Source organism: Methylocystis sp. IM3 (genome assembly GCF_038070105.1).
In the GTDB taxonomy this organism is placed as follows: Bacteria; Pseudomonadota; Alphaproteobacteria; order Rhizobiales; family Beijerinckiaceae; genus Methylocystis.
Window position 1 is genome coordinate 2538304 of the sequence record NZ_JBBPBZ010000002.1, and the last position, 14837, is coordinate 2553140.

Consider the following 14837-nt stretch of genomic DNA (forward strand, 5'->3'; position numbering starts at 1 on the left):
GGCGAATGGCAAGGCCGTTATTTTTGGCCGCTCGCGCCTTGCGCGGCCTTCGCGAGCCTTTAAGTAAAATGCTGCCAGACAGGATTTGCGATGGAAACTTTCGTCTCGAACGGCGTCGAGATTGCCTATTCGGATTTCGAGCCCCTTAGCGAAGACCGGCGGGAGCCGATTGTTCTCATTCACGGTTTCGCCTCGACTCATGCCGTCAACTGGCTCTTTACCCAATGGGTCAAGACGCTGACGGAAGACGGTCGCCGCGTGATCGCGTTCGACAATCGTGGTCACGGTCGCTCACAAAAGCTCTACGACCCGGCGCAGTATGCGCTCGATCTGATGGCGCAGGACGCCGCCAATCTTCTGGACCACCTTTCGATCGCCCGAGCCGACGTCATGGGCTACTCGCTGGGAGGCCGAATCGGAACCGTGCTGACTCTCGCCCGGCCGGAACGGGTGCGCTCGCTGATTCTCGGCGGAATAGGCCAATATCTCGTGCAGGAGGCTGGACTTCCCGGCGGTCTCGCGGAGGCGATGGAGGCCGAGCGAATCGAGGATGTCGACAATTCGATGCTCAAGATTTTCCGTGGCTTCGCCGAGTCGACGCGTAGCGATCTCAGGGCGCTCGCGGCTTGCGTGCGGGGCGCGCGCAAGGCCATCGACCCCGCCCTCCTCGCCGGAATCGAGTGTCCTGTGCTGATCTGCGTCGGCACGCGGGACGACGTCGCCGGCGATCCCTCCCCGCTCGAGCCCCTGTTTCGCAATGCGCGGATCGTCGATATCCCCGGCCGCGACCACAACAGGGCCGTCGGGGACCGCATCTATAAGCAGGCGGCGCTCGAATTCCTCGCAGAACGGCCCTGATGCGCGAACGTGGCAGAAACGCTATATAGCCGCCGCAGGAGAAGCATGATGGCCGCCGACCCGCGGGAACAGACCGCGTCCGTGATCGAATTCGACCCCTTGCTCGGACGGCTCCGGCTCGAGGCCGAGGATGTGCTGCGGCGCGAGCCGGAGCTTGGCGGCTTCATCTATCCGGCGATTCTCGCGCAGGATTCGACAGCGGGGGTCGTCGTGCACCGGGTCGCCCAGCGCCTCGACCGGCCCGAAGCGCCTTATGCCGCCATCAAACAAGCCTTCGACGCCTGCCTTTCCCGGGACCCGTCCATTGTCGAGGCGTTCCGCGCCGATCTTCTGGCCGTTGTCGAGCGCGACCCCGCCTGCACGCGACTTCTGGAGCCGGCGCTCTATTTCAAGGGCTTCCACGCCCTGCAGACCTACCGGCTGGCGCATTGGCTGTGGATGAACGGACGCAGCGACTTCGCCTTGACCCTCCAGAGCCTGTCCTCGCAGATTTTCCAGACCGACATCCACCCCGCCGCGCGAATCGGCAAGGGCGTTTTCATCGATCACGCCACGGGCGTCGTCATCGGCGCGACCAGCGTCATCGAGGACGACGTTTCCATGCTCCATGGCGTGACGCTCGGCGGCACGGGCAAGTCGCGCGGCGACCGGCATCCGAAGATCCGGCGCGGCGTCCTCATCGGCGCTGGAGCCAAGGTTCTGGGCAATATCGAGATCGGGCGCTGCGCGATGATTGCGGCAGGCTCGGTGGTGCTCGATTCGGTGCCCGCCAACAAGACCGTGGCCGGGGTTCCGGCGCGGGTCGTTGGAGTTTCAAAATGCGCGGAACCGGCTCTGGCCATGGACCAGATGCTCGCGGTATTGGATGCGGCGTCGGATACGAGGACGGGGCTTTGAAGGTGAAGAAACGACTGATCGGCGCGGCTTTTGCCCTCCTTTTGGCCGCGGGCGTCTCCCCGCGCGACGCGCGGGCCGCGGGCTGGCACTATTACGATCCCGAATGCCCCATTACAGTGGGCGCCAAGTCGATGAAATTCGTGGCGATGCAGCCCAAGAAGAGCATCGACCGCGAATGCGACGCCCTTCCCGACATCGGTCCTTCGGTGATCGTGCTCGACGCCGCCGACAATGAGCTGCGCGACATGACGTGGGACATCCGCGTTCTGCGCGCGAAGGACCAAAATGGCGCCGCCGATCCCGAGGCCGACGCCGTGGGCCGCCTGCCCTTGCAGAAATTTCGCAATGGCATGGTCAATTTCGATCAGGAATTCCGGCAGCCCGGCAATTACGTGCTTTACGTGAAGCTCACGAGCGACGACGGCGCCAGGAGCTTCGAGGGCCGCCACCCCTTCTCCGTGGGCCTCATGACAGATGAGGAATTCTACCTCTACATCGGCTTCGGCGCTTTCGCCGTCGTGGCCGGCGCGGCGGCTTTCACGCTCTGGCGGCAGGGGAAGCTCGGGTTCAAAATTCCGAACTTCTCGAAACCGTCTTGACCTCCTCCCTTTCCCTACCCCGCTGATGCGGGAGAGGGCTCGGGTGGGGCCCTGCGACCTCACCCGAATCGATTGTTCTTCGGGAACCCTCGCGGCGGCAGCCGCCCCGCTTCGGCGCGGTGCCCCATCCATTCGGACAGTTCCGCCGCCGCGACAGTGAAGACGCGGCCTGCGGAATCGGTCCAAGTGAGGCCGTCCGCAAGGGCGAAAACCTTCGCATCCGACACGCCGCCATCCTTGTAGCGCTGCATCCGGACGCCCTTTCCGCGCGCCATGCGCGGCGCCTCCTCGAGCGGGAAGACCAGAAGTTTCCTGTTCTCGCCGATGACCGCAACGTGATCGCCCTCGGCCTCGGCGACGACTTTCAGCTTCGCAGGCGGATCGACGGAGAGAGCGGCGCGGCCTTTCTTCGTCGATGAGAGCAAATCGTCCTGCGTCACGACGAAACCGCGCCCGTCGTCGGCGACGAGCAGGAGCGATCCTCCGCTGTGCGGCATGACGCGCACGAGGTCCGCGCCTTCGTCGATATCGGCGAAGAGACGGACCGGCTCGCCATGGCCGCGGCCGCCGGGAAGCTTAGATGCGTCGAGCGTATAGGCCTTGCCATTGGACGCCAGGGCGAGAATCTTCGTCGTCGTCTGCGCAAAGAAGGACGTATCGAGTTCGTCGTCGCTCTTGAATTGCAGCGATGACAGATCCTGCACATGGCCCTTGAGCGCGCGAATCCACCCCTTCTTCGAAACCACAACCGTGATCGGCTCCCGCTCGATCATCGCCTCGGCGAGGTCGAGATCGACGGTCGCGGGAGCGTCCTCGAAGGTCGTGCGGCGCTTGCCGATCGCAGTCGTCGGGCCGTAGAGCTTCTTCAAGTCGCGCACCTGGCTGGCGATCGCCTTCCACTGCCTGCCTTCATCGGCGAGCAGCTCCTCGAGATCGGCGCGCTCCTTCGTCAAATCGTCGAGTTCGCGACGCAGCTCCATCTCTTCGAGCCTGCGCAAGGACCGCAGCCGCGTGTCGAGAATATAATCGACCTGAAGGTCGGTGAGCTTGAACGCTTTCTTCAGCTCGCCCTTGGCGTCGTCCTCCTCGCGGATGATGCGAATCACCTCGTCGAGATTGAGGAAGACGATGATCATGCCTTCCAATTGCTCGATGCGGCGCAGGATCGCGGCGAGCCGGTGGCGGGAGCGGCGTTGCAAGACCGCCCGGCGGTGATCGAGCCATTGACGCAGCGCCTCGTCGAGCGAGACGACGCGCGGCGTCACGCCGTCGACCAGCACATTCATGTTGAGGCTGAAGCGGGCCTCGAGTTCGGAGAGCTTGAAAAGTGTCTCCATCATCAGCGCCGGGTCGATGTTGCGTGTGCGCGGCTCGAAGACAATGCGCACGTCTTCGGCGGATTCGTCGCGCACATCGGCGACCAGCGGCAATTTCCGCTCGGCGATGAGCTCGGCGAGCTTCTCGATGAGCCGCGACTTCTGAACGCCGTAGGGAATTTCGGTGACAACGGCGACCCAGCCGCCGCGCTGGCCCTCCTCCTTTGTCCAGCGGGCGCGCACGCGGAATGAGCCACGGCCCGTACGATAGGCCTCGACGATGTCCTCGCGCCTGTCGACGATCACGCCGCCCGTTGGAAAGTCCGGTCCCTGAACGAAGGTGAGAAGCTGCTCGCTGGTCGCGCCACGGTGCGAGATGAGATAGAGCGCGGCGTCGCACAGCTCGGCGAGATTGTGCGGCGGGACCGACGTCGCCATGCCGACCGCGATACCCTGCGCGCCATTCGCCAGGAGATTGGGCAAGGCGGCGGGAAGAACGATCGGCTCCTTCTCCTCGCCGGAATAATTCGGCTTGAAGTCGATCGCATCCTCGTCGATGCCGTCGAGCAGCGCGCGCGCCACGGCGGTCATGCGCGCTTCCGTGTAGCGATAGGCGGCGGCCGAATCGCCGTCGATATTGCCGAAGTTCCCTTGCCCGTCCACGAGCGGATAGCGCGAGGAGAAATCCTGAGCGAGCCGCACGAGCGCGTCATAGATCGCCTGGTCGCCATGTGGATGGTAGGAACCCATCACGTCGCCGACGATCTTGGCGCATTTCTTGAACGGGGCGCCGGGGTCCAGCCGCAACACGTGCATTCCATAGAGAATGCGCCGATGAACGGGCTTCAGGCCGTCGCGCGCATCGGGGAGCGCGCGGTCGGTGATCGTCGAGAGCGCATAGCGGAGATAACGTTCTTCGAGCGCCTCGCGCAAATCGACGGGCGTCACGACGCTCTCGCCGCCGCCATCCTTGCTCTTCCCCGCCGAACCGCCTTTTTGCGCCATTCAATGCGTTCCTGTTTCCTTCGCTTCGAGTTTTCCTATGGGCTCCGGGCGCGCGGCGCAAGCGCGGCCCCGCCGATCCCGATGTTACAATGTAAACAATAATTTTTAAGTCGAATTGCTACGATTAGAGCTTGCGATGATTCACGACGCTACTTACAAAGACAACATCACGGCGCCGTTTCTGCTCAAGCGCTTTTCTCTGACATTGGTACGGTTTTTGGACATGCCATCAACCCTCAGAATTCTTGCGGTTATTGGTGCGGCGCTCGTTGCGAGCCCCGCTCTGGCGCTGGAGAGCAAGAAGGTTGCGAACAATAATTTCGTCCCCTCGCACGCTCCCCATCAGGCGCAATCCCGTGACGAAACCGCCATGCAGGCGATGTGCCGGGAGATCCTCGTCGATACGGACGAAGGATATGGCGTAACGAATCGCGAGCCGCGGATCATCTGCGACGAACTGCGCTGAGCCACTATCCGAGAGCTTCGAGGTAAAGCGCTCGCGCCGCGGGCATGGAAACGCCGCGCGGCGCAAGAACGTCTCGCGTCAGAAAATAGCCAGTCAGACGGAAGGCGTCCGCAATTTCCGTTTGCGACGCCTCGTCGGACGCTTCCCGTAAAAATTCCGGAAAAGGCAGGAGCCGCGCGCTCCAGGGCGCGCCGGCGCAACGCGCGACCGCACGGCCGGATTTCGGCGACACGAAGGCGAGATCGTCGCGCGTCCCGGTGAGGGCGCAGCAGCTCAGGTCGAGGCCATAGCCCAGCGCAGCCAGCAAGGCGAGTTCGAATCGCGCCAGCAAGGGCCCCGCGGCGTCCGCTGCGTCGAGACGCGCTGCAATGGCGTTGGCCGTGTGGAAAAGCTCCGGCTGCGGATCGCGCTCGGGGAGCAGTCGCAGAAGCGCGGAAAGCAGGGCGACGCCATGCAGCGCCGCGGCGCGATCGAGATAGCGCGCCGCCCGCCACGAGACGGGCTCCACGGAAAAGGCGCCGAGATGATCCTCGAGCCGCGCGCGCCAACTGGCGGCCACGAGATTGCCGGGCTGCAAGACCGGGCGCAGGGTCTTGGACCGGCCACCGCGCACGACGCCGAGATGGCGACCATGCGCGCGGGTCATCAACTCCAGGATCACGGAGGTCTCGCCGTGTTTCCTGGCTCCGATGACGAGGCCCTCATCCTGCCATTCCATGAGGCTCTGTCTTAATTCAACCCCTTGCAGCACGAACAATCCAAGTCCCCTCCCCCTTGCGGGGTGGGGCCAGGTGTGGCGCCGCCGCAGACGCCGTTACTGCTCCGACAGCTTCATGTCCGGATGATATTCCGCCCCCTCCACTTCCTTGACCACCGCCTGGCCACAGATCACGCGGTTCTGCGTCGGGTCGAAGGTCAGCGTCGGTCCGCCATGGAGGCTCCAGCCCTTGCTCAGCGCCTCAGTGACGCGGTGGCAAAAGCTCGAGTCGTCTGGCCCCGTGAGATAGCGATAAACGGTCAGCGTCTTCTGCTTCTTCGCCATGATCGGTCCTATTGGCCCTTGGGAAATTCCAGCCGCATCTCCCGATACCGCTCGGGGTCCTCCGCCCAGTTTTCCCTCACCTTCACGAAAAGGAAGAGATGCACGGGCTGCTCCGCGGCCTCGGCGATCTCGCGGCGCGCCGCCTGTCCGATCGCCTTGATGGTGCGCCCGCCCTCGCCGATCACGATCCGCTTCTGCCCTTCGCGCGCGACATAGATCGTCTGCTCGATGCGCGCGGAGCCGTCTTTCTGATTCGTCCAGGAATCGGTCTCGACCGTGGACTGATAAGGCAATTCGTCGTGGAGGCGTTCGTAGATCTGCTCGCGGGTGATTTCGGCGGCGAGCAGGCGCAGCGGCGCGTCGGAAAGCTGATCCTCCGGATAGAGCCAGGGAGAGGGCTTCATCCGCTTCGCCAGCGCATGGCGCAGCGCCTCGACCCCGTCGCCCGTGAGCGCGGAGACCATGAAGGTTTCCTCGAATTTTTCCCGCTCGTTGAGCTTTGCAGTCAGCGCCAGCAGCTTTTCGCGCGCGACGATGTCGACCTTGTTCAGCACCAGGATTTTCGGCGCCTTCGCCTCGGCGAGCTGCGCGAGGATCGCCTCGACCTCTTCGTCGAGACCTTTGCGCGCGTCGACGAGCAGCGCCACCACATCGGCGTCCGCCGCGCCGGAGAGCGCGCTCGCGACCATGGCGCGATCGAGCCTGCGCTTCGGCTTGAAGATGCCGGGCGTGTCGACGAGCACGATCTGCGCCGGCCCGTCGATGGCGATGCCGCGCACGAGGGCGCGCGTCGTCTGCGCCTTGCGCGAAACAATGGAGACCTTGGCGCCAACGAGCTGATTGAGCAGCGTCGACTTGCCGGCGTTGGGCGCGCCGACGAGCGCCGCAAAGCCGCAGCGCGTTTCCTGTTGCATGTCGTCAGCGTCGCTCACTGGCTTTTTCCGTTTTGATACTCTCTCTCCCTCGTCCCACTGCGGGAAGAGGGCCGGGGCGGCAGCCTACCCCTCCACGCCCTCGCGCGCCATGAAGGCCGCTGCGGCCGCCTGCTCGGCGATGCGTTTCGACGAGCCCGCCCCCATCGCCGCCTCGAATCCGTCGATCTCGACCGCGAGTTCGAAAGACGGCGCATGATCCGGCCCGCTGCGCGAAACCAGGCGATAGCGAGGCGGGGCGAGACGCCGCGCCTGCGCCCATTCCTGCAGCGCGGTCTTGGCGTCGCGCAGATTGCGGCCCGCCTCCAGCATTTTAGGGCTGAAAGCGGCGCGCACCACGCGCTCCGCCGCCTCTGTCCCGCCGTCGAGGAAAACGGCGCCGATGATCGCCTCGCACACGTCTCCCAAGATCGCGCGCTTCTTGCGCCCGCCGGTCTGGGCCTCGCCCTCGCCGAGGCGCATGTAGGGGCCGACGCCCCAGAGCTCGGCGACCTCGGCGCAGGTTTCCTTGCGCACGAGCGCCGCGAGACGCCGCGAGAGTTCGCCCTCGCTGTCGTCGGGAAAGCTCTCGTAGATCATATGGGCGACGGCGAGGCCGAGCACGCGGTCGCCCAGAAATTCCAGCCGTTCATAGGAATCAGGCCGGCGCGCCGCGGCGCTGACATGAGTCAGCGCCCAGCACAGCAGGTCCCGGTCGGAAAACTCGTGCCCGATGCGCGCCTCGAGCGCGGCCAGGTCAGGCTTGCCCCGCGCCATGGCGCGCCGCTCAATGCGCCGACTTGAACAGGCGGCCCCAACGCACGGACCAGGGCCAGCGCCAGAACGCCAGAGCCGACTCATCCTTCTTCACCGAGAAGAAAATGATTTCCGCGCGGCCGACCAGATTGACGAAGGGCACATAGCCGACGCCGCCGATCTCCGGCGCGATGCGGGAGTCCGTCGAGTTGTCGCGGTTGTCGCCCATCATGAAGTAATGATCCGGGGGCACGACGAAGAGTTCGGTATTGTCGTTCACGCCATGGTCGCCTTCGATCTCGATGATCGTGTGCTCCACGCCCGGATGCTGGCCGTCGCCCGGCAGCGTTTCCTTGTAGGTCGCGACCGGAACCTCGCGGCCTTCCCGGTTCTCCGTCTCCGCCTTTTCGATCGGCTCGCGCGGCACGACGACGCCGTTGAGATAGAGGCGCCCCTCGATCATCTGGATGCGGTCGCCGGGCAGGCCAATGACGCGCTTGATATAGTCCGTCTCATTGTCGCGCGGCAGCTTGAACACGACCACGTCGCCCCGCTTGGGGGTCGAGGCCAGCACGCGGCCCGGAAAGACATTGGGGCCGAAGGGCATGGAATAATTCGAATAGCCATAGGCGTATTTCGAGACGAACACATAGTCGCCGATCAGCAGCGTCGGAATCATCGACCCCGAGGGGATGTTGAAGGGCTGAAACAGCAGCGTGCGGATGACCAGGGCAATGGCCAGCGCCTGGATGATGACCTTGATGGTCTCGAGAACTCCGCCCTCTTCCTGCTTCTGCGCCACCGGGACGTTCCTGCTCAAGCCACTGCTCCTTGACCTTGGGGGCGTGCGAAATCCCACCCGACGATCCGCTTAGCACGGCGTCGCCTCAATGAGAACCAGCCGAGGGCGCTTAGGGGGCGAGAGCCGCCGCCCGCCCCGCGTCCATAGCTTTCCGCATATTGCGGATCGATTCGGCCAGGCCGACGAAGACCGACTCGCCGATGAGGAAATGGCCGATATTCAGCTCGACGATCTGCGGCAGCGCCGCGACCCTGCGGGCGGTGTCATAATCCATGCCATGGCCGGCGTGGACTTCGAGCCCGCGCGCGCCGGCATAGGCGGCGGCTTCCCGCACGCGCGCGAATTCGCGTTCGGCGAGCGCCTCATCCCCCACCTCCACCGCATGGCACCAGGCGCCGGTATGCAGCTCGACGACCGGGGCCTTGATCGAGACGGCGGCGTCGATCGACTCCGGCGACGGCTCGATGAAGAGCGAGACTCTGATCCCGCCGCGCGTCAGCTGGTCGACATAGGGCGCGAGATAATCATGCCCGCCGATGACGTCGAGCCCGCCTTCCGTCGTGCGCTCGGTGCGCTTCTCCGGCACGAGGCAGACGGCGTGTGGGGCGGTGGCGAGGGCGATGTCGAGCATCTGCCCGGTCGCCGCCATTTCAAAATTCAGCGGCTTGCCGATCGAGGCCTTCAGCCGCGCCATGTCGGCGTCGGTGATGTGCCGCCGATCCTCCCGCAGATGCGCGGTGATCCCGTCCGCGCCGGCGTCGATGGCGAGGAGCGCCGCGCGCACCGGATCGGGCCTGGGGCCGCCGCGCGCATTGCGGATGGTGGCGACGTGATCGACGTTGACGCCGAGGCGAAGAGGCAATGATGTCATGCACTCTCTTAGCGCGGAGCCGATCCGCTTGTCATCCGCGCGCCCTACCCGATCACTCGCTCCACCTTGCTGATCAAGGGGCTGGCGCGCAGCTTGGTCAGAACGCTGGTGAGATGCTTGAGGTCCGCGACCTCGAGATCGAAGGTCATTTCCCGGAAATCGGGGGACTGCGCCTTGAAGCCGATGTTGTCGATATTGGCGCCCGTCTCGCCGATCAGCGTCGCCAGCGCGCCGAGCGTGCCGGGCTCGTTGATGGCGGTGGCGACGATCCGCGCCGGGAACAAAGCGCGGTTTTCCGGGTCGATGTCCCAGCGCACGTCGAGCCAGCGTTCGGGCTGGTCGTCGAAGGCGGTGAGCGAGGGCGACTGGATGGGGTAGATGGTGATCCCCTCGCCCGGCGTGAAAATGCCGACGATGCGATCGCCCGGCACGGCGCCGCCCTCCGGCGCGAAGCGCACCGGCGCGTCGCCGCGCAGTCCACGGATGGGAATGGCCCCGGCGTCCCCGTCGCCAGAGGCGCCCGGCGCCTTGAAAACGACATTGGCGTTGGCCTTGACGCCGAACCAGCCGGGCTCGCCCGGCGCCATCGGCGCCTGCGGGGTTTTGCGCTCTTCGGTGAAATCCGGATAGACCGCCTTCACGACGTCGCCCGAATAGATTTCGCCGCGCCCCACCGCCGCCAGAACGTCGTCGATCGACGGCCGCGCGAGCCGCTTCAGCGCCGCCTTCAGCCTGTCGTCAGAGTAAACGCGGACGGCCCGCTCGAAGGCGCGCTCGACGATCTGGCGGCCGAGTCCTGCATATTGCTGGCGCACGGCCTCGCGCGTCGCGCGGCGGATGGCGGCGCGCGCCTTGCCGGTCGCGACGGCGGCCTCCCAGGCGGTCGGCGGCACATGGCCCTCGGCGCGGATGATCTCCACCTCGTCGCCATTCTGCAAATGCGACAGCACCGGCGCGACGCGGCCGTTGATCTTGGCGCCCACCGCCGAGTCGCCGAGCTTGGTGTGCACGGCATAGGCGAAATCGATCGGAGTCGCGCCGCGCGGCAGGGCGATGAGCCCGCCCTTGGGCGTGAAGCAGAACACCTGATCCTGGAAAAGCTCCAGCCGCGTGTGTTCGAGGAACTCCTCGGGGCTGTCGCCATGGGCGAGGAGGTCGAGCGTCTCCTGCAACCAGCGGAAGGCGCGGCTTTCCTTGGCAAGCTCCTCGCGCCCCTCGTCGCCCGTCGCATCCTTGTAGAGCGCATGGGCGGCGATGCCGAAGCGGGCGATTTCGTGCATCTCCGCCGTGCGGATCTGAAGCTCGACGCGCTGATGGCCGGGGCCGATCACCGTCGTGTGAATGGAGCGGTAGTCGTTCTGCTTCGGGGTCGAGATATAGTCCTTGAAGCGGCCGGGCACATTCGGCCATTTGGCGTGCACCACGCCGAGCGCGCGGTAGCAGTCCTCGACCGTGCCGACGAGGATGCGAAAACCGAAAATATCGGAGAGCTGCTCGAAGGAGATGGATTTGCGCTCCATCTTGCGCCAGACGGAATAGGCCGTCTTCTGGCGTCCCGTCACCGCCGCCTCGATGCCGCGGTCCGAGAACTCGCGCTTCAGATCATCTTCGATCTTCTTGATGATCCGGCCGTTCTTGGCGCGCAGGTCGTGCAGCCGCTGCTCGATCGTCTGGTGCGCCTCCGGCATCAGATGACGGAAGGCGAGCCCCTCCAGTTCCTCGCGCAGGCGCTGCATGCCCATGCGCCCGGCGAGCGGCGCGTAAATATCCAGCGTCTCCTGCGAGATGCGGGCGCGCTTTTCTGGCGGCACGAAGTGCAACGTGCGCATGTTGTGCAGCCTGTCGGCAAGCTTGACGAGCAGCACACGCACGTCCTCGGCGACGGCGAGGAGCAGCTTGCGGAAGTTCTCGCCCTGCCGGGCCTGTTTGGAGACGAGGTCGAGCTTCTCGATCTTGGTGAGGCCGTCCACCAGCCTGCCGATCTGCTCGCCGAAGAGGCGATCGATCTCCTCGCGCGTCGTCTCCGTATCCTCGATCGTATCGTGCAGCACGGCCGCGACGATGGTCGCATCGTCGAGCTTGAGGTCCGTCAGTATGGCCGCGACTTCGAGAGGATGGGAAAAATAGGGATCGCCGGAGGCGCGCGTCTGCTGACCATGCGCCTTCATCGCATATACATAAGCGCGGTTCAGCAAATCCTCGTCGACATTCGGGTTGTATTTGCGAACCCGTTCGACAAGCTCATATTGACGCATCATGCGCTAGACGCCACGACAAGGCAGCGCGGCCTGCCGCCCGTTGTCCGGCGCCGGGGGACGCGCGGCGGGCGGCGTCAGCCGCTGGAAAGGAACCCGAATTGTAGCGCAGCTTTGCCGCTGTCTCCAAGAGAAGACAGCGACGCAGGGAGCCTTTACTCGCCGTCTTCCTCGACCTCGGCCGGCGGCACCAGGCCTTCCAGCCCGCGCAGAAGGTCTTCCTCGGTCATGCGGTCGAACTGCGCCTCGCCCTCGATGTCGCCGCCCGCGGCGGGAGTCAGCGCCGGCGCGGCCTCGGCCTCCGGCTCGTCGACCTCGACGTGCCGCTGCAAGGAATGGATGAAGTCTTCCGAAAGATCGCCGGGCGACAGAGCCGTCTCGGCAATCTCGCGGAGGGCGACCACCGGGTTCTTGTCCCGATCCCGATCGACGAGAATCGGCTGGCCGGAAGAAATCAACCGCGCACGATGCGCCGCCAGGAGAACCAGATCGAATCGGTTCTCGATCTTGTCGATGCAATCTTCGACGGTGACGCGCGCCATCTGTCCGCAGCTCCTGTCTGTGGGGAAAGTGGGCAGTTACACCAATACGGTTGACAGATCAATCGCAGCCTGAGCTTCTCTCACGCCCATAGCGGGTTAAGGGCGCCCACATTGAGCGCCAAAACACCCGATTCTTGGAAATTTTACAAAGTATTGCGCGCCTGACGCCGTAGTTCCTCTTGACGTTGCGTCACAACGGCGCAAATTACCAGCCGTGACGCTGCGGCGTCCAAATTTCGACAAAGGCGCCCTACCGAAATGAGTGCGACGGCGGTTTGTCGACAATCAAGGCCGCTTCAACAGGGTTGAATGCGCGGAAAGCCCGGCCGACCTGGAGCCTTGGAAAGGCGACCGTTACAGAACCGAATGCGAGAATAAAATGGCTGATATCGAACGTATTGCGTTATTTATTGACGGCGCCAACCTCTACGCCACCGCCAAGTCGCTTGGCTTCGACATCGACTATAAGCGCCTGCTGCGTGAGTTCCAAGCCAAGGGCCGCCTGATACGCGCATTCTATTACACGGCACTGATCGAGGATCAGGAATATTCTTCCATTCGCCCGCTGATCGACTGGCTGGACTACAACGGCTACGCTGTCGTGACGAAGCCCACGAAGGAATTCGTCGACTCGCTCGGCCGCCGCAAGGTCAAGGGGAATATGGACATCGAACTCGCGGTCGACGCGATGGAGATGGCCGAGCACATCGACCATATGGTTCTGTTCTCGGGCGACGGCGATTTCCGCTCGCTCGTCGAGGCCGTGCAGCGCAAGGGCGTGCGCGTCTCCGTCATCTCGACGATCACCACTCAGCCGCCGATGATCGCCGACGAGCTGCGCCGCCAGGCGGACGAGTTCATCGACCTCATCCACCTCGTCGGCAAGATCGGCCGTGATCCGGGCGAGCGCGCCGAGCGCATGCAGCGTTATCAGGAGCGTCGCCCCATGCCCGCGCCCGTCACTGCGGGCCACGAGGACGACGAAGGCTGACGCGCTTCACCGACTTTCCGAGACACGAGCCCGGCCCCGCGCCGGGCTTTCTTTTTTGGTGCGGGCGATCATGACCGAGCGCCGCGACCTTGCCAGCGTGGATGGCGGGGACAGCCCCGCCATGAGGGAACGCGGCTGGATCGCTAACCTTTTTCCCGCATGAGGCGGCCTTTTTCGCGGCTCCAGTCGCGCTTCTTCTCGACCTCGCGCTTGTCGTGGATCTTCTTGCCCCGCCCGAGGGCGATCTGCAGCTTCGCGCGGCCCTTGTCGTTGAAATAGAGCTTCAGCGGCACGATGGTCATGCCCTCACGCTCAACCGCCTGTGCGAGCTTGGCGATCTCCCGCGACTTCAGGAGCAGTTTGCGCGGCCGCTTGGGCTCGTGGTTGAAGCGGTTGCCGGAGAGATACTCCGGAATATTGGCGTTCACGAGCCAAGCCTCGCCATGCCGGTCGACATGGGCGTAGCTCTCGGCGATGGTCGCCTTGCCGGTGCGCAGCGACTTCACCTCCGTTCCGGTCAGGGCGAGGCCCGCCTCGAAGGTTTCGCCAATCTCGTAATTGAAGCGCGCCCTGCGGTTGTCCGCGACGACCTTGTGATTTGGCTCCTGCTTTGCGGCCACGACCCGTCCTTAAGCCGGCAGAACGCCGGCGCGGATCATGGCGGCGCGAATGCGGTCCTTGGTCGCCTGGGTGGAGGGCACCAGCGGCAGCCGCACCTCCTCGCGCGCCTTGCCGAGCAGCGACAGGCCATATTTCGCGCCGGTCACGCCCGCCTCGAGGAAGGTCGCGACATGGAGCGGCACGAGACGGTCCTGGATCTCCAGCGCCTTGGCGTAATCTCCTGCAAGGCAGGCGTTTTGCAAGTCGGCGCAGAGGCGCGGCGCGATGTTGGAGACGACGGAGATGCAGCCATGGGCGCCGGCGGCCATGCAGGCGAGCGCGGTGAGATCGTCGCCCGAAAGCTGGATGAAATCCGGTCCCATCGCCTCGCGCTGGAGCGAAATGCGGCCGATATTGCCGGTCGCGTCCTTCACGCCCACGATGTTCTTGAGTTCGGAAAGCCGCTTCATCGTATCGACGCTCATGTCGATCACCGAGCGCGGCGGAATGTTGTAGATGACGATCGGAATCGACACGGCGTCGTTGATCGCCTTGAAATGCAGGTAAAGCCCTTCCTGATTGGGCTTGTTGTAATAAGGCGTGACGATCAGGAGCCCGTCGGCGCCGGCGCGCTCCGCATGGCCGGCAAGGGCGATCGCCTCGCGCGTATTGTTCGAGCCCGCGCCGGCGATGACCGGCACGCGCCCCTTGGCCGCGCGAATGGTTTCCGTAACGACCCGGCCATGTTCCTCATGGCTCAGCGTCGGGCTCTCGCCCGTCGTTCCGACGGGAACGAGGCCGTGCGTTCCCTGCTCGATCTGCCAGCCGACGAGCGCGTGAAGCGCCTCATAATCGACCTCTCCATTGGCGAAAGGCGTGACGAGAGCCGTGATCGACCCATGAAAAATCGGCTTTTTGCTCATAGA

General features: G+C 64.7%; 16 protein-coding genes. 5 read left to right on the forward strand and 11 right to left on the reverse strand.

Annotated elements, in window-relative coordinates; genetic code table 11:
* Positions 1-90: 90 nt before the first annotated feature.
* The 3 genes from WOC76_RS14380 to WOC76_RS14390 are packed head-to-tail and all read left to right on the forward strand — an operon-like array spanning position 91 to position 2354.
* Complete coding sequence (locus WOC76_RS14380) at positions 91-858, forward strand: alpha/beta fold hydrolase (protein ID WP_341388791.1); 768 nt, start codon at positions 91-93, stop codon at positions 856-858.
* A gap of 48 nt (positions 859-906) precedes the next feature.
* Positions 907-1755, forward strand: a complete 849-nt coding sequence (gene cysE / locus WOC76_RS14385) for a serine O-acetyltransferase (RefSeq protein ID WP_341388793.1) — start codon at positions 907-909, stop codon at positions 1753-1755.
* 2 nt (positions 1756-1757) lie between these two features.
* Positions 1758-2354 carry a hypothetical protein gene (locus WOC76_RS14390; RefSeq protein WP_341108766.1) on the forward strand — a complete coding sequence of 199 codons (597 nt, stop codon included), beginning with the start codon at positions 1758-1760 and terminating at the stop codon, positions 2352-2354.
* Between the two features lie 59 nt (positions 2355-2413).
* Here WOC76_RS14390 and parC read toward each other — a convergent pair whose 3' ends face one another.
* Complete coding sequence (parC, locus tag WOC76_RS14395; RefSeq protein WP_341105929.1) at positions 2414-4675, reverse strand: DNA topoisomerase IV subunit A; 2262 nt, start codon at positions 4673-4675, stop codon at positions 2414-2416.
* Positions 4676-4811: 136 nt separating this feature from the next.
* On the opposite strand from parC, the gene WOC76_RS14400 reads away from it, so the two are divergent.
* Complete coding sequence (locus tag WOC76_RS14400; protein WP_341105928.1) at positions 4812-5141, forward strand: hypothetical protein; 330 nt, start codon at positions 4812-4814, stop codon at positions 5139-5141.
* A 4-nt stretch (positions 5142-5145) separates the two neighbouring features.
* On the opposite strand, the gene recO is transcribed toward WOC76_RS14400, so the two are convergent.
* The 8 genes from recO to rpoZ all read right to left on the reverse strand — a co-directional run bounded on the left by recO (position 5146) and on the right by rpoZ (position 12320).
* A complete protein-coding gene (recO, locus tag WOC76_RS14405) occupies positions 5146-5859 on the reverse strand; it encodes a DNA repair protein RecO (protein ID WP_341105926.1) in 714 nt (237 codons plus the stop codon).
* Positions 5860-5955: 96 nt separating this feature from the next.
* Positions 5956-6162 (reverse strand): DUF1737 domain-containing protein, encoded by a 207-nt coding sequence (locus WOC76_RS14410; RefSeq protein ID WP_341108765.1) that lies wholly within the window; start codon positions 6160-6162, stop codon positions 5956-5958.
* Between the two features lie 29 nt (positions 6163-6191).
* Positions 6192-7097 carry a GTPase Era gene (era, locus tag WOC76_RS14415; RefSeq protein ID WP_341108764.1) on the reverse strand — a complete coding sequence of 302 codons (906 nt, stop codon included), beginning with the start codon at positions 7095-7097 and terminating at the stop codon, positions 6192-6194.
* A gap of 84 nt (positions 7098-7181) precedes the next feature.
* Positions 7182-7871, reverse strand: coding sequence for a ribonuclease III (gene rnc, locus WOC76_RS14420; protein ID WP_341105923.1), 690 nt, complete (start codon positions 7869-7871; stop codon positions 7182-7184).
* Positions 7872-7881: 10 nt separating this feature from the next.
* A complete protein-coding gene (gene lepB, locus WOC76_RS14425; protein ID WP_341108763.1) occupies positions 7882-8652 on the reverse strand; it encodes a signal peptidase I in 771 nt (256 codons plus the stop codon).
* Between the two features lie 109 nt (positions 8653-8761).
* Entirely contained in the window at positions 8762-9523 is a 762-nt protein-coding gene (locus WOC76_RS14430) for a pyridoxine 5'-phosphate synthase (RefSeq protein WP_341431464.1), read from the reverse strand.
* Between the two features lie 44 nt (positions 9524-9567).
* Positions 9568-11781: a RelA/SpoT family protein gene (locus tag WOC76_RS14435; protein ID WP_341105921.1), complete on the reverse strand. Its 2214-nt coding sequence runs from the start codon at positions 11779-11781 to the stop codon at positions 9568-9570.
* 152 nt (positions 11782-11933) lie between these two features.
* Entirely contained in the window at positions 11934-12320 is a 387-nt protein-coding gene (gene rpoZ / locus WOC76_RS14440; RefSeq protein ID WP_341105919.1) for a DNA-directed RNA polymerase subunit omega, read from the reverse strand.
* Between the two features lie 379 nt (positions 12321-12699).
* Between rpoZ and WOC76_RS14445 the strand changes: the two genes are divergently transcribed.
* Positions 12700-13311: a LabA-like NYN domain-containing protein gene (locus tag WOC76_RS14445; RefSeq protein ID WP_341105917.1), complete on the forward strand. Its 612-nt coding sequence runs from the start codon at positions 12700-12702 to the stop codon at positions 13309-13311.
* 143 nt (positions 13312-13454) lie between these two features.
* Here WOC76_RS14445 and smpB read toward each other — a convergent pair whose 3' ends face one another.
* Together smpB and dapA are read right to left on the reverse strand one after the other, a co-directional pair.
* Positions 13455-13931, reverse strand: a complete 477-nt coding sequence (smpB, locus tag WOC76_RS14450) for an SsrA-binding protein SmpB (RefSeq protein WP_341105915.1) — start codon at positions 13929-13931, stop codon at positions 13455-13457.
* A gap of 9 nt (positions 13932-13940) precedes the next feature.
* Positions 13941-14834 carry a 4-hydroxy-tetrahydrodipicolinate synthase gene (gene dapA, locus WOC76_RS14455; protein WP_341105913.1) on the reverse strand — a complete coding sequence of 298 codons (894 nt, stop codon included), beginning with the start codon at positions 14832-14834 and terminating at the stop codon, positions 13941-13943.
* Between the last annotated feature and the right edge of the window lie 3 nt (positions 14835-14837).